The sequence below is a fragment of the Staphylococcus sp. CWZ226 genome (assembly GCF_018986355.1).
GTDB classification, from domain to species: Bacteria; Bacillota; Bacilli; order Staphylococcales; family Staphylococcaceae; genus Staphylococcus; species Staphylococcus simulans.
Genome location: NZ_JAHMSB010000009.1, coordinates 90,046 through 107,280, shown reverse-complemented (window position 1 = coordinate 107,280; position 17,235 = coordinate 90,046). Strand labels below are relative to the sequence as shown.

Annotated in this window: 21 protein-coding genes and 2 other annotated features; of the genes, 16 read left to right on the top strand and 5 right to left on the bottom strand. The window is 35.7% G+C overall.

The window, feature by feature from the left end:
* Window positions 1–170: 170 nt before the first annotated feature.
* The 4 genes from pcp to KRR19_RS08665 form a co-directional block, all read right to left on the bottom strand.
* On the bottom strand, window positions 171–812 hold the full coding sequence (gene pcp, locus KRR19_RS08680) for a pyroglutamyl-peptidase I (RefSeq protein WP_002481142.1): 642 nt from the start codon (window positions 810–812) through the stop codon (window positions 171–173).
* 24 nt (window positions 813–836) lie between these two features.
* Window positions 837–1,763: a DUF979 domain-containing protein gene (locus KRR19_RS08675; protein WP_216733592.1), complete on the bottom strand. Its 927-nt coding sequence runs from the start codon at window positions 1,761–1,763 to the stop codon at window positions 837–839.
* Window positions 1,760–2,458 carry a DUF969 domain-containing protein gene (locus KRR19_RS08670; RefSeq protein WP_023016078.1) on the bottom strand — a complete coding sequence of 233 codons (699 nt, stop codon included), beginning with the start codon at window positions 2,456–2,458 and terminating at the stop codon, window positions 1,760–1,762. Before KRR19_RS08670 ends, KRR19_RS08675 begins: the two co-directional genes overlap by 4 nt.
* 105 nt (window positions 2,459–2,563) lie before the next feature.
* Complete coding sequence (locus KRR19_RS08665) at window positions 2,564–3,124, bottom strand: DNA-3-methyladenine glycosylase I (RefSeq protein WP_002481139.1); 561 nt, start codon at window positions 3,122–3,124, stop codon at window positions 2,564–2,566.
* A 62-nt stretch (window positions 3,125–3,186) separates the two neighbouring features.
* Window positions 3,187–3,400, top strand: a binding site (T-box leader).
* A gap of 40 nt (window positions 3,401–3,440) precedes the next feature.
* On the opposite strand from KRR19_RS08665, the gene KRR19_RS08660 reads away from it, so the two are divergent.
* The 4 genes from KRR19_RS08660 to radC all read left to right on the top strand — a co-directional run bounded on the left by KRR19_RS08660 (window position 3,441) and on the right by radC (window position 8,976).
* Window positions 3,441–6,071: a valine--tRNA ligase gene (locus tag KRR19_RS08660; RefSeq protein WP_216733591.1), complete on the top strand. Its 2,631-nt coding sequence runs from the start codon at window positions 3,441–3,443 to the stop codon at window positions 6,069–6,071.
* An 11-nt stretch (window positions 6,072–6,082) separates the two neighbouring features.
* Window positions 6,083–7,351 carry a bifunctional folylpolyglutamate synthase/dihydrofolate synthase gene (locus tag KRR19_RS08655; RefSeq protein WP_070864713.1) on the top strand — a complete coding sequence of 423 codons (1,269 nt, stop codon included), beginning with the start codon at window positions 6,083–6,085 and terminating at the stop codon, window positions 7,349–7,351.
* 210 nt (window positions 7,352–7,561) lie between these two features.
* A complete protein-coding gene (locus tag KRR19_RS08650) occupies window positions 7,562–8,281 on the top strand; it encodes a prepilin peptidase (protein ID WP_083326820.1) in 720 nt (239 codons plus the stop codon).
* A gap of 14 nt (window positions 8,282–8,295) precedes the next feature.
* Window positions 8,296–8,976 (top strand): RadC family protein, encoded by a 681-nt coding sequence (gene radC / locus KRR19_RS08645; RefSeq protein ID WP_002481136.1) that lies wholly within the window; start codon window positions 8,296–8,298, stop codon window positions 8,974–8,976.
* Window positions 8,977–9,031: 55 nt separating this feature from the next.
* Here the strand turns inward: radC and KRR19_RS08640 are convergent, their stop codons facing one another.
* Complete coding sequence (locus tag KRR19_RS08640; protein WP_199183473.1) at window positions 9,032–9,202, bottom strand: hypothetical protein; 171 nt, start codon at window positions 9,200–9,202, stop codon at window positions 9,032–9,034.
* A 147-nt stretch (window positions 9,203–9,349) separates the two neighbouring features.
* On the opposite strand from KRR19_RS08640, the gene KRR19_RS08635 reads away from it, so the two are divergent.
* The 12 genes from KRR19_RS08635 to queA all read left to right on the top strand — a co-directional run bounded on the left by KRR19_RS08635 (window position 9,350) and on the right by queA (window position 17,227).
* Window positions 9,350–9,817 (top strand): DUF4930 family protein, encoded by a 468-nt coding sequence (locus KRR19_RS08635; RefSeq protein WP_002481134.1) that lies wholly within the window; start codon window positions 9,350–9,352, stop codon window positions 9,815–9,817.
* A 94-nt stretch (window positions 9,818–9,911) separates the two neighbouring features.
* A complete protein-coding gene (locus KRR19_RS12335; RefSeq protein ID WP_002481133.1) occupies window positions 9,912–10,037 on the top strand; it encodes a hypothetical protein in 126 nt (41 codons plus the stop codon).
* A gap of 215 nt (window positions 10,038–10,252) precedes the next feature.
* Window positions 10,253–11,092, top strand: a complete 840-nt coding sequence (gene mreC, locus KRR19_RS08630) for a rod shape-determining protein MreC (protein WP_002481132.1) — start codon at window positions 10,253–10,255, stop codon at window positions 11,090–11,092.
* A complete protein-coding gene (mreD, locus tag KRR19_RS08625) occupies window positions 11,092–11,613 on the top strand; it encodes a rod shape-determining protein MreD (protein ID WP_060804784.1) in 522 nt (173 codons plus the stop codon). Before mreC ends, mreD begins: the two co-directional genes overlap by 1 nt.
* A gap of 32 nt (window positions 11,614–11,645) precedes the next feature.
* Window positions 11,646–11,722: a sequence feature (ribosomal protein L21 leader region), on the top strand.
* Between the two features lie 12 nt (window positions 11,723–11,734).
* Window positions 11,735–12,043: a 50S ribosomal protein L21 gene (gene rplU, locus KRR19_RS08620; RefSeq protein WP_002481130.1), complete on the top strand. Its 309-nt coding sequence runs from the start codon at window positions 11,735–11,737 to the stop codon at window positions 12,041–12,043.
* Between the two features lie 2 nt (window positions 12,044–12,045).
* On the top strand, window positions 12,046–12,366 hold the full coding sequence (locus KRR19_RS08615) for a ribosomal-processing cysteine protease Prp (protein WP_002481129.1): 321 nt from the start codon (window positions 12,046–12,048) through the stop codon (window positions 12,364–12,366).
* Window positions 12,367–12,377: 11 nt separating this feature from the next.
* The gene (rpmA, locus tag KRR19_RS08610) at window positions 12,378–12,662 is read left to right on the top strand and encodes a 50S ribosomal protein L27 (RefSeq protein WP_002481128.1); all 285 of its coding nucleotides are present in this window, start codon (window positions 12,378–12,380) and stop codon (window positions 12,660–12,662) included.
* Window positions 12,663–12,793: 131 nt separating this feature from the next.
* The gene (obgE, locus tag KRR19_RS08605; protein ID WP_023016071.1) at window positions 12,794–14,086 is read left to right on the top strand and encodes a GTPase ObgE; all 1,293 of its coding nucleotides are present in this window, start codon (window positions 12,794–12,796) and stop codon (window positions 14,084–14,086) included.
* 10 nt (window positions 14,087–14,096) lie between these two features.
* The gene (locus KRR19_RS08600) at window positions 14,097–14,552 is read left to right on the top strand and encodes an ACT domain-containing protein (protein ID WP_002481126.1); all 456 of its coding nucleotides are present in this window, start codon (window positions 14,097–14,099) and stop codon (window positions 14,550–14,552) included.
* 12 nt (window positions 14,553–14,564) lie between these two features.
* The gene (gene ruvA, locus KRR19_RS08595) at window positions 14,565–15,170 is read left to right on the top strand and encodes a Holliday junction branch migration protein RuvA (protein ID WP_156666488.1); all 606 of its coding nucleotides are present in this window, start codon (window positions 14,565–14,567) and stop codon (window positions 15,168–15,170) included.
* Window positions 15,171–15,195: 25 nt separating this feature from the next.
* On the top strand, window positions 15,196–16,212 hold the full coding sequence (gene ruvB, locus KRR19_RS08590) for a Holliday junction branch migration DNA helicase RuvB (RefSeq protein ID WP_023016070.1): 1,017 nt from the start codon (window positions 15,196–15,198) through the stop codon (window positions 16,210–16,212).
* Window positions 16,202–17,227, top strand: a complete 1,026-nt coding sequence (gene queA, locus KRR19_RS08585; protein ID WP_060804783.1) for a tRNA preQ1(34) S-adenosylmethionine ribosyltransferase-isomerase QueA — start codon at window positions 16,202–16,204, stop codon at window positions 17,225–17,227. The genes ruvB and queA overlap by 11 nt, the downstream gene beginning before the upstream one ends.
* Window positions 17,228–17,235: the final 8 nt, after the last annotated feature.

Below are 17,235 nucleotides of genomic sequence, written 5' to 3'. Positions count from 1 at the left end.
TATTTAGCATACTATCACCTCATTATCTTATTACTATCATTATACAAGAAATGGGGAAAAGGTTATTATGTAAAATGTTAAAAAATAAAAAATGCCGACAAGTCCGTAGGACTTTGTCGACAGTCTGTAACCGCCCGATGAGGCGGTTATTTTGTATACATCTTATTAAATTAATGTGTTTCACCTAATGCGATAGTTTCATCACGATTATCTGCTGATAACTCTGAGATTGCCGCTTCCAACCCTTTAACAATAGTATCTAGCGCCATAGAAGGTGTATTCGGTTTATTCGTGACTTGTTCAGGAATGAACGGTACATGAATAAAACCAAATTGAATATAAGGGAAAGTAGTCGCATGCAAATATCCTAATTGATAGAGTACATGATTACATACAAAAGTTCCTGCAGTATTTGAAAGTGAAGCAGGAACACCTGCATCTTTAATCGCTTGTGTAAGGCGTTTTACTGGCATATTTGAAAAGTAAGCAGGTGCGCCATCTTCTTGAATAACTTCATCAATGGGTTGATTACCTTTATTATCTGCAATTCTTGCATCATCTACATTAATGCCGACACGTTCGGGTGTTAAATCAAATCTGCCGCCAGCTTGTCCAATAGCAAGTACCGCATCATATGTTTCAATTTTAAGTTGTTGTTTAATAGCTTCAACCGATTCGTTGAATACAGTAGGGATTTCTAATTTCGTAATCGTATGTTCACCGATTGTTTCTGGTAATAACTTCACTGCTTCTAAAGCTGGATTTGTTTTTTCTTTACCAAACGGATCAAAAGCTGTAACTAAAATATTCATGTTATCTTCTCCTTTATCTGTTTATTAAAATGCCCAGAAATACATTAATCCGATATGTACTAAGATTAATATGAAAGCAACTGGGATTTGTGCTTTGATGACACTGAATTCATTTTTCATTTCTAATAAAGCAACAGGTAATGTATTGAAGTTTGCGGCCATTGGCGTTAATAAAGTACCATAGAAACCACCAGTCATCGCTAGTGCACCAGCAATTGCAGGGTCAGCACCTTGTGCAATGACGAAAGGAATACCAATGCTTGCGGTAATAACAGTAAAAGCTGCAAATGCATTACCCATCAACATTGTGAAAATGACCATACCTAATATATACGCAGTGGCGCCAATTAAGTGATTGCCTTCAGGTAAGAAACTTGAAATACCGTTAGAAATCACTTTGCCAACACCGCTGACTGTAAATAGTACTCCTAATGCTGTTAAGAATTGCGGTAAGATACCAACTGTTCCAACTTGTTGTGTCAATCTATCACTGTCATATAACATGTATTTTGCTTTAGGCTTGATAATGAAATACGCAGCAATCAAACCGACAACTGAAGCAATTCCTAAGCCAATAGCGCCACCAAGAGGTGTCCAGTTTGAAATGATGACAGCTACAACAGCTAAAACAACTGCTGGCCAAAAGAGTTTATTGCCAAAACGTTCAGCACCTTGATTACCTTGTTCCTCAGTAACGTCCACAATGTTTTTGATAGTAACTTGACGTGTTAATGTTAATAGTCCCATTAACAAGATAAGTGCACCATTGATTACGTTTGGTATATAAGGTCCAAAAATAAATGTTATCGCAAGCAATACCCAAAAGAGTGCAGTGCCAATACGTTTTTCTTTGTTTGGATCTCGCAATACACGGTAGGCTGTATAAAGTAATTGGATACCAATTAAAATATAAAAGAACTCAAGGATAGTATCTAATGTATGTTGACTCATGCTTGATCCTCCTTGTTTCTGTATTTACGTTCTAAGTAACGGTCTAACAAAATATTTTTAACTACGACAATCAGAATTGTGATGATTGCGATTGGTACAGAAGCAAGCGCTAAACTGACCGCATTGACTTTAATATCAAGTGAATTAAATGTACCGACCATTAAAAGTACGCCAGCAGCACCTACAAATAAATTCTGGCCAAAGAAGTTACCGTAGTTCTCCATAGCCGAAGCTTCTGCTTTAATTTTCTCCACATCTTTTTCATCGATTTGTTCAGGTTTTAAATTATATTTTGTTTTCAATGCCCCTTGAACCATCGGATTAATTAACGGACGTACGAATTGAGGATGACCTCCGATCCGAATGGAAGCGAGTCCTGCAATTTCTCTAATTAATAAATATAAGGATAATAAACGTCCGCTGGTCATGGATTTAACCTTTCCGATTAATACGGTTGCTTGTTTTTTTAATCCAAATCGTTCAATTAAACCAACCATAGGTAAGGTTAATAAGAAAAGAGATACCAGGCGATTATCGACAAAAGCTTTGCCGAGGACGTCTAATATTTCAAAGAAATCCATACCGGATACAAGTCCGGTTACAATTGCAGCAGCTAAAATAACCGCAATCGTATCAAACTTAAATAGGAATCCGATAATAATAACTAGAATACCTATTAATTTTAACCATTCCATAAAATGCCCCCTTAAAATTTAATATATTTGATATTCTAGCATAAAATAGAGAGAATTTTACGACAATTTTAAATTTTAAAATAAAATAGGAACACAACCGTGTTCCTACTGTTTTGATGGCTTATAAGGACAACCAATCAAGTGGGCGTCATAGAGACCTGCTGCTTCTAAAAATGAAAACATCGTTACAGGACCCATAAACTTAAAGCCATATTTCTTTAAGTCTTTAGACATTTTTTTAGCGCGTTCATCGACGGTGATACGGTCTTTAGATGAACGATATCGCAAATCAATCGGCTGATTATCAACGTATGACCACAGAAAATCACTAAAACTGCCATGTTCTTTTTCAATTTGAATATAGCCTTTTGCTTGGCTGACAATTGCTTCTAACTTCTTTCTATAATGAACGATATTAGGAAATTCCATGAGTTCATCAATATCTTTTTCTGTCATTTGTGCAATTTTATGAGGGTCAAATTGATAGAAAGCATCACGATATGCAGAACGTTTCTTTAAAATCGTTAACCAAGAAAGTCCCGCATGTTGTGATTCTAGAGCCATTAGTTCAAATAATTTTTGACTATCATAAAGCGGCTGACCCCATTCTTTATTATGATATTCAATATAGAGTGGATCAGTTGTGTTGAATGCACATTCATTCATAAAATTTCATTCCTTCGCATTGACTTATTTTAGAGTTCTATTATACTATAAATTAGTAGAGAATATGATTTCGGGAAGAGTAGACAGTTGATTAATTTCAAAGAGAATGTATGGTTGGTGAAAATACATAATTGATGCTGTTGAAGGTAGCCCGCTTAGATCTTTAGCTGAACAGTACAGTAGGTTAAAGCGTGTATTGAGCGTTAATCATTATGAAGTGCAATATAGATGAACTATGTTGAATTTAGGTGGTACCACGGAACATCCGTCCTATGTATAGGAACGGGTGTTTTTTATTTTAAGGAGGAATTGTCCTATGGAAATGAAACCAAAATACAATCCGAATGAGGTTGAAGCTGGACGCTATCAAGAATGGGTAGAGAAAGGCTATTTCAAACCTAACGGAGACACATCAAAAGAAACGTATACGATTGTTATCCCACCTCCGAATGTAACTGGTAAATTACATTTAGGTCATGCTTGGGATACAACGTTACAAGACATTTTAACACGTATGAAACGTATGCAAGGTTACGATACATTGTATCTGCCTGGTATGGACCATGCGGGTATTGCGACACAAGCAAAAGTTGAAGCAAAATTACAAGAACAAGGTATTTCAAGACATGACTTAGGTCGTGAGAAATTCTTAGAAGAAGTTTGGAGCTGGAAAGAAGAATATGCTTCATTTATTCGTCAACAATGGGCGAAATTAGGTCTTGGACTTGATTATGATAGAGAACGCTTCACATTAGATGAAGGTTTAAGTAAAGCGGTTAAAAAAGTCTTTGTAGATATGTATAACAAAGGTTTAATTTATCGTGGCGAACGTATTATCAACTGGGACCCTGTTGCGAAAACAGCGATTTCAGATATTGAGGTTATTCACGAAGACACACCAGGTAAATTCTATCATTTTAAATATCCTTACGCTGATGGCGAAGGATATATTAAAATTGCTACAACACGTCCTGAAACAATGTTAGGGGATACTGCAATTGTCGTTAACCCTAATGATGAACGTTATAAAGATGTTATTGGCAGAAAAGTTATTTTGCCGATTGTCGGTCGTGAGTTGCCAATTTTAGCAGATGAATATGTAGACGTTGAATTTGGTAGTGGTGCTATGAAAGTAACACCAGCACATGATCCTAATGACTTTGAATTAGGTAAAAGACATAACCTTGAATCTATTATCGTCATGGATGAATCAGGTAAAATGAACGACAAAGCTGGTAAATACGAAGGTATGGACCGCTTCGAATGTCGTGACCAATTAGTAGAAGACTTAAAAGCAGAAGACTTAGTGATTAAAATTGAAGATCACACACATGCTGTTGGACATTCTGAAAGAAGCGGTGCCATCGTAGAACCTTACTTATCTACACAATGGTTCGTAAATATGGAACCTCTAGCAAAACGTGCACTTGATAATCAAAAAACAGATAATCGTGTGAATTTTGTACCTGAACGTTTTGAACATACATTTAATCAATGGATGGAAAATATCCGTGACTGGACAATTTCACGTCAATTATGGTGGGGTCATCAAATCCCAGCTTGGTATCATAATGAAACAGGCGAAATTTATGTAGGAGAAGAAGCACCAGAAGATATTGAAAACTGGACACAAGATGAAGATGTACTAGATACATGGTTCTCTAGTGCTTTATGGCCATTCTCAACACTTGGTTGGCCAGATACTGAAGCAAAAGATTTTGAACGCTACTATCCAACTAATGCATTAGTTACAGGTTATGACATTATCTTCTTCTGGGTTGCACGTATGATTTTCCAAGGATTAGAATTTACAGATCAACGTCCTTTCAACGATGTATTATTACATGGTTTAGTTCGTGCTGAAGATGGCCGTAAAATGAGTAAATCATTAGGTAACGGTGTAGATCCTATGGATGTTATCGACCAATATGGTGCAGATAGCTTAAGATATTTCTTAGCTACAGGTTCATCTCCAGGTCACGATTTACGTTACTCAACTGAAAAAGTAGAATCAGTTTGGAACTTCATTAACAAAATTTGGAACGCTGCACGTTTCAGCTTGATGAATATTGGTGAAGACTTCAAATTTGAAGATATCGACTTATCTCAAAACTTATCACTTGCTGATAAATGGATTTTAACGCGATTAAACGAAACAGTTAAAACGGTAACTGACTTAAGTGATAAATATGAATTTGGTGAAGTTGGACGTGCTTTATATAACTTTATTTGGGATGAATTCTGTGACTGGTATATCGAAATGAGTAAAATTCCAATGAATGGTGAAGACGAAGCGCAAAAACAAGTTACACGTTCAGTCTTATCTTATGTATTAGACCGTACAATGCGTATGTTGCATCCTTATATGCCATTTGTGACAGAAGAAATTTGGCAAAACTTACCGCATGAAGGTGAAACAATTGTGACAAGCGCTTGGCCACAAGTTCAAACTGAATTTATGTATGAAGACAGTAAACAAGCGATGCAATATGTCGTAGAAATTATTAAAGCTGTCCGTCAAGCTCGTTCAGAAGTGAACACACCGCTTTCAAAAGCAATTCCGATTTATATTAAAACGAAAAATGCGGAAATCACTCAAATGCTTGAAGAAAATAAACATTACATTGACCGCTTCGGCCACCCAAGTGAGTTAATCATTTCAACAGATATCGAAACACCTGATAAAGCAATGACTTCTGTAGTCGGTGCAGGTGAAGTGATTTTACCATTAGAAGGTTTAATCGATATGGATAAAGAGATTGCACGTTTAGAAAAAGAATTAGATAAATGGCAAAGCGAACTTGATCGTGTCGATAAAAAATTATCAAACGAAAACTTCGTTAATAAAGCGCCTGAAAAAATTATCAATGAAGAACGTGCCAAAAAAGAAGATTATCAAGAAAAATATGATAGCGTCAAAGCTAGAATTGAACAATTAAAAGCATAGGAGTCCTGATAATGAATTACCTAGACAGCTTATATTGGATACACGAAAGAAATAAGTTTGGTATCAAACCAGGCACAAAACGCATGGAGTGGATGCTAGAACGCCTAGGTCATCCAGAACAAAACATTAAAGGCATCCATGTCGGCGGAACAAATGGCAAAGGTTCTACAGTCGCATATCTACGTGCTGCACTTGTCGAGAATGGTTATGATGTCGGTACATTTACTTCACCCTATATTGAAACGTTCAATGAAAGAATCAGCTTAAACGGGATGCCAGTCAGCGATGATGTTATCGTTGACCTGGTTGCTCGTGTGAAGCCGGTAAGTGAAGAGATGGAAGCGGAAACTGAATATGGAACAGCAACTGAATTTGAAATTATAACAACGATGATGTTCTTATACTTCGGCGCGATCCGACCTGTAGACTTTGTGATTGTTGAAGCAGGACTTGGTATTAAAAATGATTCGACAAATGTATTTTCACCTATTTTGACAATTCTAACGAGCATTGGTTTAGATCATACAGATTTATTAGGTTCTACTTATTTGGATATTGCTAAAGATAAAGGTGATATTATTAAAGCGGATACGCCGTTTGTTTATTCTGTTAAAGAAGATGATGCTTTAAAATACTTAAGTGAATATGCAGAAAAACAACAAGCGCCTGCTTATGAGTTGGATAAAGATATTTCTGTTGTTTCAGAAGAAGATGAATTTACGTATCGCTTTAAAGATTATGAATTAGAAAACATAGCGTTGCATATGCTTGGCGAACATCAAAAAGAAAATGCAGCTTTAGCGATTACAGCGTTAATTGTGATGTTTGAAGCGGGACAAATTCAGTTAGACTTCAATAAAATGATTAAAGCTATGGAAGAAGTCAGCTGGACAGGGCGTATTGAAGAAGTTAAAGAAAAACCGCTTATGATTATTGATGGCGCTCATAATAATGAAAGCATCGATGCATTAGTGAGTACAATTCAAAATTATTATCATAAAGATAAGGTTGATATTTTGTTCTCAGCTGTAAGCGGCAAACCGATTCATCATATGTTAGAAGATTTAGGACAAATTGCAGATCATGTTTATATCACAGACTTTGATTTCTATCGTGCGAAGCCAAAAGAAGAAATCGCAAATGAAGCAGAACATTTTGATCCAATTTTAATTGATGACTATGTAGACTTTGTAGAGAATTATGAAGGCGATACATTGGTTATTACTGGCAGCTTATACTTCATCAGTGAAGTGAAAGCAAAAGTGAACTTTGAAGCTTAATGGCTTTAATTAAATATTAAATACTAAACTCCTTTTGAGATGACGTTTATTCACGGCCATTTCAGAAGGAGTTTTTAATGTTTTCTGCATGTAAAAATGACAATTATATATGGTGTTTGTTCGTAAAAAATTAAAATAAAATATTTTATACATACTATTTGAAAATGACCTTCCTAGCACGTATAATAACGTTGATATTTCAGAAAGTAGGTGAAGCTTCTGCACGTTATTGTAGCTGTCCTAATCACTTCAGTGCTTGAAAGTTTTTTGTATCAACTGTGTTTTGTTAAAACATTAAACTTCAGTTATATGAAACAACGTTCAAAATGTGAAACGTGTCATCATGATTTAAAATGGTATGATTTAGTTCCGATTATTAGTTTTGTGATATTAAAAGGTCAATGCCGGTATTGTAGGCACAAACTCTCTAAATTACATGTTATAGGTGAATTATGTGCGTTATTGCCAATCGGTTTGCTTGTTTTCAATGTAATTTACCCATCTTCTGCATTATTTCTTGCTTTATATTTATTTCTGCTCGTTGCTGCACTGTATGATATGCATACACATACGATTCCCGTCCACTTTGTTTTAATTTTTATTATAGTTGTCATAGCCTTAGCGCCAAAGGTGTTTATAACGCAAATTGGTATTGTAATTTTGCTTCACATTTTATTTATACTTGCACCTCATGCGATAGGGTACGGAGACATTTTAATTTTCACTTTACTCAGTCTCGTCTTTCCTTATTTATTTTTCCTCATGATATTCTGTATGACTTTTATTATTGGTGGTTTATTTATGATAATGTTTCGTTTGTTCACGAAGCGTAGAATATTAGAAGTGCCACTTATCCCCTTTATTTTTATCAGCTTTTTAACTATTTCTATCTTTTATCCTAACTTATTATTTATACTTCACTTTTATTAAACGGAGGTTTCATTTTGAATATAAAACACTTACCTGATTGTGATAAACCTAGAGAGAAGCTTATAGCTAAAGGAGCGCAACACTTATCTGAGTCCGAGTTGCTTGCCATATTGATTAATACTGGCAGAAAAGGGCGGTCTAGTGTCGAAGTTGCGCAAGATTTATTAAATTTAACAACGAAGCTTAAAGATTTAAAACTATTGTCTTTAAATGACTTGATGGATGTGAAAGGTATCGGTATGTATAAAGCGGTGATTTTAAAGGCAGCGTTTGAACTAGGTGAACGTATGAATGCGCCGGATCAAAAAGAGAAAGTAAAAATTAATTCACCCCAAGATGCGGCGGATTATTTTTTATCGAGGATGATGCATTTAACACATGAACAGTTTGAGGTATTATTTTTGAACTCAAAGAATATTGTAATTCGTCATGAAGTCATCTTTGTAGGAACTTTGAATTCTTCTGTGGTGCATCCTAGAGAGGTATTTAAAGCAGCTATTAAGTGGTCGAGCAATGCGATTATTGTGGTACATAATCATCCGTCTGGTGATGTGACACCTTCAAAAGAAGATATTCATACAACAAAACGATTGCAAGAGTGTGGCAGAGTGCTTGGCATTGAATTGCTTGATCATATAATTATTGGAGATGCGAAGTATTTGAGTTTGGTTGAAGCGGGGTATTTTGATGATTAAAAAACCGATAACACGACATGAAGGTGTTATCGGAATGTAGTAAATATGCTTTGATTTAAAATGGATGCATTTGAAAATAGTTCAGAATCCACAGAATCCCTTGATAAGCTAAATAAATAATTAAAGCGAAAATCGCAATTTTTATGATAAAACGTAGTAATGAAACACCTACTCTGAAGAGTAGACCAATCAATAATACGAGTAAAATAATTGTTAAAATTGACATGGCTGCAACTCCTTTACATATAGTGTAACTGAAATGTATTGTGGATGCATCGGTCTTGGGATTTAAATCAAGTGTCGTTCTCTAGTCTGATGAAAATTCTCGTAAAAAAGCGTACAATGAAATCATTAAGAATGGGACGGTGTGAGGATGCGTTTTCTATTTAACATCATTAAAAATATTATAGCAGTCGGATGCATCATTGTAATTGTCTTTTTTGCGTTGAAATATGCACCGTTTTTAAAAGAACAAGAATGGAATCCAATCAGCAATAAAACTACCTATTCATCTTATCAAGGCGGTAATGTACCAATTGAAGATTTCAAACCTGGCCAACGTTATGTTGTAGAAAAAAATGATATTTTGAATAATATGCCCGCAAGTCAGACTAAGAACATCTTTAACATGTTGAATAAAGAAGAGTTTATGGATGTCAGCGGATTAAGCAGAATGGGCTATAATGAAAATTATTTAATTGGGCAACGTGGCAATCAGTTTATCATGTACAAATTCGGTTCTGATGAATTACGTATTTATGCAACGGAAATTGAACTGCATCAAGACTTACAAGCGATGCAGCAAAATATACAAATGCACCCTGTAGCTTATTTTAAATAAATCGAGTTGTTTCTATAGTGCATTATCTTGAAAATAATACAGTCTTACGTTACCCTTGTGTTGAATCATTGATAGAGAGGTTTGGTGTTCTTTAATGAGTAAACAAACAAATGGAAAAAACGCTGCTGAACAATCAAAAGCGCAAAAGCTGTTTGAGAACTGGAGAAAAGAAGAAACCCTGTATAAAGAAGATGAAAAAGAAGACAGCAACAAGAAATAATGATTCAGACTTAGACAGTGTATATGAACATTTACAGCTGATTTTTAATTAAAATAGAATGAAGATATTTTTTGGGCATCAGCCGATTTCAAATGAATTGCTGATGCTCTTTTTTTAAGTATTTTTTGCCAGGTACAGTTGGCACTTTAACTAAGGTGTATAATAATATAAAATATAGTGAGATATGAAAAATTGAGTTAATAGAGGTGTTCAGGTTGTCCAAGTTTTTTAAAAATAACAAATTGATTGTTATTTTCTGTTCCCTGATTCTATTTATATCGTTAATAGGGTTATCGATCAGATCACATCACCAATCGCCTGTGGAACAATATGTCGGTGATACCGTGTCCGTTCCTCAACGCGTATTATCTTATCCATTACATATAGTAACAGGTTCAATTGACGGTTTATTCAATGGAAAAACATCAAAAGAGGATAAAAATAAAATCAAACAATTAGAGGCAGAAAATGAGAGATTGAAAGCGGAAAATGAAGGTTTTCGTAAAGAATTAGATATTAAAGACATCTCTAAATACGAACCTCTCAGCGCAACAGTAATTGCTAGAAATCCAGACCAATGGATGAATAAAGCGATTATTGATAAAGGGAAAAAAGCCGGAATCAAACAAAACCAAGCTGTTATTACAGCTGAAGGGTTAGTCGGCAGAGTTGTCAAAGTCAATCAGTTTTCTGCTCAAGTAGATTTGCTTTCAACTTCATCTCGTAATGGTAAACTTTCAGTTAATATTCAACATGATTCTAAAAAAATCTTCGGGTTGATTAACCATTATGATAGAAAAACAAATGAATTAGTTATCAGTGATATTGATAATAAGGATAAAATCGCAAAAGGCGATAAAGTTGTGACAAGTGGTTTAGCGAATCAAATACCAAGCAACTTATATATCGGTGAAGTTACTAAAGTAGAAAATGATCAATATGGGCTTTCAAAAGAAGTGAGAGTAAAAACAGCGGCAGATTTAAGTGACTTAGATCATGTTTACGTTGCACAACGCGATCCGAAAACACTTCCTGATGAAAGCGGTGATGAATAATGCGTGCGTTTTACTATTTTTTAATTGGGGCTGTATTGTTCTATCTTGATTCATTAATCGCTTTAGTGATACCGATGCAAATCGGTGGAAGAGGGATTATCTTCGTACCGCATTTATTGCTGATGTATTTGTTGATTATTACCATCTATAAAAAACCAAGTATCGCAGTTGTACTTGCGATAATTTTCGGATTAACTACTGATTTATATTATGGAACAATCTATGGTTTAAATACATTTGGTTATTTATTGTTTGTGATTTTGATGGATTTCTTTTTCAAAGTATACTATCGAGATCATACGATGGTATTCATTGGTGTTTGGCTGTTTACAATCATCTTTGAAATTTACCAAGCATTAATTTATGGTTTATTAGGATTAATTAAATTTAATCTTTGGGACTTTTTATTATTCCGGTTATTACCAACCGCTTTCGTAAATTTACTGTTATTGGTGATTGTTTTTAGCTTGATTAAAAAATTAATCAAAAAATTAGATTTGCCAATTGACAGGAAAGCCTAGGGATGGTAAGCTTTAGCAGTTGAGTAGTTTATAGCTACATACAACCGCTCAAATATAGGTTTAAGTATACCAAGTGTATCACCTATATATGGCGTGACTTATTTTATAGGAGGTGCAAAGTATGTTTGCTATTATCGAAACAGGCGGTAAACAAATTAAAGTAGAAAAAGGTCAAGAAATTTACGTTGAAAAATTAGATGTAAACGAAGGTGACACTTTCACTTTTGACAAAGTTTTATTTGTAGGTGGAGACGCAGTCAAAGTTGGTGCGCCAACAGTTGAAGGTGCGACAGTAACAGCTACAGTAAACAAACAAGGTCGCGGTAAGAAAATCACTGTATTTACTTACAAACGTCGTAAAGACTATAAACGTAAAAAAGGCCATCGTCAACCATACACTAAATTAACAATCGACGCAATCAACGCTTAATCATGATTAAGATAGACGTTTCGTTTAATGAAGAGGGTCAAGTAACAGATGTCATCATGGATGGTCATGCTGAACATGGCGAGTATGGTCATGATATTGTCTGTGCTGGCGCTTCAGCGGTTTTATTCGGAAGTGTCAATGCTATCCTCGGATTAACATCTGAAAGACCTGACATAGATTATGACGATGATGGAGGCTATTTCCATCTCAGAAGTGTAAACGTAAACGATGAACAAGCGCAATTGATTTTGCAAGCAATGCTCGTATCACTTCAAACTATTGAAGACGAGTACCACGATAATATAAAATTAAATTATAAGTGAGGTGTATCCAGATGTTAAAATTAAACTTACAATTCTTCGCATCGAAAAAAGGGGTAAGTTCTACTAAAAACGGACGTGACTCTGAATCTAAACGTCTTGGCGCTAAACGTGCTGACGGACAATTCGTAACAGGTGGATCAATTTTATTCCGTCAACGCGGAACTAAAATCTACCCTGGTGAAAATGTAGGTCGCGGCGGCGATGACACATTATTCGCTAAAATTGACGGCGTTGTTAAATTCGAACGCAAAGGCCGTAACAAAAAACAAGTTTCAGTATACGCTGCAGCTGAGTAATTTTTGTTGACGCAACACCAGAAGTTTAACTTCTGGTGTTTTATTTTTGTCTTTATTTCTAAGCGTACATAAAGAATGATATAATAATCTAGATATTGCATTAGAAAATATATATAAAAGAGGTGAGAAACATGTTTGTCGATCAAGTTAAAATATTATTAAAAGCAGGCGATGGCGGTAACGGTATCACTGCATATAGAAGAGAGAAATATGTTCCTTTCGGAGGCCCGGCAGGCGGAGACGGCGGTCGCGGTGCATCTATAGTTTTTGAAGTAGACGAAGGGTTACGTACATTACTCGATTTCAGATATCAACGCCAATTCAAAGCCAAACGTGGTGAAGGCGGCCAAAGTAGTAACATGCATGGTAGAAATGCGGAAGATTTAGTATTAAGAGTCCCACCAGGCACAATTATTAAAGCAGTTGAAACGGATGAAGTCATCGCTGACCTAGTAGAAAATGGACAACGTGCCGTTGTCGCTAAAGGTGGACGTGGCGGTCGAGGCAACTCTCGATTTGCAACACCAAGAAACCCAGCACCTGATTTCAGTGAAAATGGTGAACCTGGTGAAGAAATTGAAGTCACATTAGAATTAAAATTAATGGCAGATGTTGGCTTAGTTGGTTTCCCAAGTGTAGGTAAATCTACATTGCTTTCAACAGTCTCAAAAGCAAAGCCTAAAATCGGAGCATACCATTTCACAACGATTAAACCAAATTTAGGTGTTGTTTCAACACCTGACGGTCGTAGCTTTGTTATGGCTGATTTACCTGGATTAATTGAAGGTGCTTCAGAGGGTGTTGGTTTAGGACATCAATTCTTACGTCATGTCGAAAGAACTAAAGTCATTGTACATGTGATTGACATGAGTGGATCAGAAGGCAGAGATCCTTATGAAGATTACCAAACTATTAACAATGAATTAAAATCTTACGGTCAACGTTTAGAAGATCGTCCACAAATCATCGTCGCAAATAAAATGGACTTGCCAGACGCACAAGATAATTTAGAACTCTTTAAGTCTGAAGTTGGTGACGATGTAGAGATTATTCCAATTTCTGCTTATACACGAGAAAATCTTGATCAATTACTTTATGCGATTGCTGATAAACTAGAAGAGTATAAAGATGTTGATTTCTCTAAAGAAGATGATGAAGCATTAGGTGTGAACCGTGTATTATACAAACACACACCATCACAAGATGCATTCACAATTACACGTGATGATGATGCAGCATTTGTGGTCAGCGGTAAAGCAATTGAAAGAATGTTCCATATGACTGATTTCAATAGTGACCCGGCAGTTAGACGTTTTGCGCGTCAAATGCGTTCAATGGGTATTGATGATGCATTAAGAGAACGTGGTGCGAAAAATGGAGATATCGTAAGAATTTTAGGCGGAGAATTTGAATTCGTTGAATAGAGGTGTCTAAGTGAACGATAAACAAGTGAAAAAGTTCTATCTGATACGAGAAGATGTACTTCCAGAGTCTGTCATTAAAACATTGCAAATTAAAGATGCATTAAAAGAAAATCCGCATTTGTCTATTTATGAAGCAGTCAGACAATACGGTTTATCTCGTAGTGCCTTTTACAAGTATAAAGATACTATATTTCCAATTGATGAAAAGGTAGAAGATACAAGAGAATTCACTATCATTCTTTATGTACATGATAAGGTTGGTATGCTTGCACAAGTTCTTAATACGATTTCTCAAATTCACATGTCTGTTTTAACGATTCATCAAAGTATTCCGATGGAAGATAAAGCAACAATCACCCTGTCTTTAAATACTGCAGGCAGTCAGACTTCGATTGAAGATGTGATTTTTGCATTACGAAACATTGAAAATGTTTATAAAGTAGAAATAATCAGTATGTCAATGTAAGGAAGTGACGGCGTGTACGCATATATTAAAGGTCAATTAACACAATTGTTCCCAACACACGTGGTGGTGGAAACGAATGGTGTCGGTTATGAAATCCAAACACCGAACTCTTATCGTTTTCAATCTTCATTTCAACAAGAAGTAGTAATTTACACGTCTTTAGTTGTTAGAGAAGATGCACAGTTGTTGTATGGTTTTATATCAGAAGAAGAAAAAGAAATGTTTTTAAGCTTGAATAAAGTGACAGGTATTGGTCCAAAATCAGCATTGGCAATTTTAGCTGCAAGTACGCCTAATGAAGTGAAAATCGGTATAGAAAATGAAAATGAAGCGTATTTAACAAAATTCCCAGGTATCGGTAAGAAGACCGCACGTCAAATCATCTTAGATTTAAAAGGTAAAGTTCAAATCACAGATGATAGTGCAGATACTTTATTACAGCAACCTGATACAACTGTATCCGGCAATTCACCAGTCCTAGAAGAAGCCTTGCTTGCATTAGAAGCATTAGGTTATTCTAAGCGTGAATTGAAAAAAGTTGAAAAGAAATTGAGTACAGAGCAGTTTGAATCTGTGGATGAAGCGGTTAAAGCAGGTTTGAAAATATTAGTTTCTTAAAAATAAGTCAAAAGGAGGGGACACAATGGATGACAGAATGGTAGATCAAACGGTCCATGATGATGAATATTCTTTTGAATTATCATTGAGACCACATTTACTAAGACAATATATCGGTCAAGCATCAATTAAAGCTAATTTAGAAGTCTTTATAAAAGCAGCAAAGATGCGTGAGGAGCCATTAGATCATGTTTTATTATTCGGCCCCCCTGGACTTGGTAAAACAACCTTGTCAAACATCATTGCGAATGAAATGGGTGTAAACATCAGAACAGTCACTGGACCAGCAATAGAACGACCTGGTGATTTAGCGGCAATCCTTTCAGGTTTGCAACCAGGTGATGTTTTGTTTATTGATGAAATTCATCGTTTAAGCAGTGTAGTTGAAGAGGTTTTATATCCTGCAATGGAAGATTTCTATTTAGATATCGTGATCGGCAAAGGAGAAGAAGCGCGCAGTATTCGTATTGATTTGCCTCCATTTACATTAGTAGGTGCAACGACAAGAGCCGGCAGCTTAACGGGCCCTTTACGTGATCGCTTTGGTGTTCATTTACGTTTGGAGTTTTATAATGAGGATGAACTAGAAGATATTATTAAGCGAACTGCAGAAGTACTAGGAACAGAAATTGATGAAGAGAGTGCTGCAGAACTTGCGAAACGTAGTAGAGGTACACCACGTATTGCCAACCGTCTTCTTAAACGCGTTCGAGATTTCCAACAAGTCAATGAAGACGACAAAATATATATTGAAACAACAAAACGTGCATTACAACTTCTACAAGTTGATGATTATGGTTTAGATTATATCGACCATAAAATGATGCGCTGTATTATTAATCAATATAATGGGGGACCTGTCGGTTTAGACACAATCGCTGTTTCTATCGGTGAAGAACGTATTACAATCGAAGATGTTTATGAGCCTTTCTTAATTCAAAAAGGCTTTTTAGAACGCACACCGAGAGGAAGAAAAGCGACACCCCTAGCTTATGAACACTTTGGCACTGAACATGGAAAGAGGGACAATTTTGAATATTGAAGAGTTTGATTATCATTTACCGGAAGAACTAATCGCACAAACGCCGTTAAAAGATAGAGATACAAGTCGTTTATTAGTATTAAATAGAAAGAATGGCGACATTGAACATCGTCATTTTAAAGACATTATTGAATATTTTAATCCAGGTGACACGCTTGTCTTAAACGATACTAAAGTCATGCCTGCGCGCTTATTTGGTTTAAAAGAAGATACAAAAGCTAAAGTAGAAATGTTGATGCTGACACAAATCGAAGGTAATGATTGGGAAGTATTATTGAAGCCTGCGAAACGTATCAAAGTGGGCCAAAAATTATCATTTGGTGAAGGGAAAATCATCGCAGAATGTATTAAGGAATTAGAACAAGGTGGACGCATTATGCGTTTATATTACGAAGGTATTTTACAAGAACGTTTAGATGAATTAGGTGAAATGCCATTACCGCCTTACATCAAAGAACGTTTAGATGATCCAGATCGCTATCAAACAGTCTATGCGAAGGAAACAGGTTCTGCCGCTGCACCAACAGCCGGCTTACACTTTACAGATGAGCTGTTAGAACAATTAAAAGTGAAACAAGTGAACCTTGCATTTGTAACATTGCATGTCGGTTTAGGTACCTTCAGACCTGTCAGCGTTGATAATATAGATGATCATAAAATGCATAGTGAATATTATCAGATGTCTCAAGCTACAGCTGATTTGTTAAATGAAACAAAACAAAAAGGACATCGTATTATTTCAGTTGGTACCACATCAACAAGAACATTAGAAACGATTCGCAGAGACCATGACCAATTTACAGCACAAAGCGGATGGACGGATATCTTTATTTATCCAGGCTTTGAGTTTAAAGCTATTGATGCTTTAATTACGAACTTCCATCTGCCGAAGTCCACACTTGTCATGTTAGTTTCAGCATTCAGTTCAAAACAATATATTTTAAATGCATACCAAACAGCTGTCGAAATGAAATATCGATTCTTCAGCTTTGGTGATGCAATGTTAATTATTTAAGGGAGTCG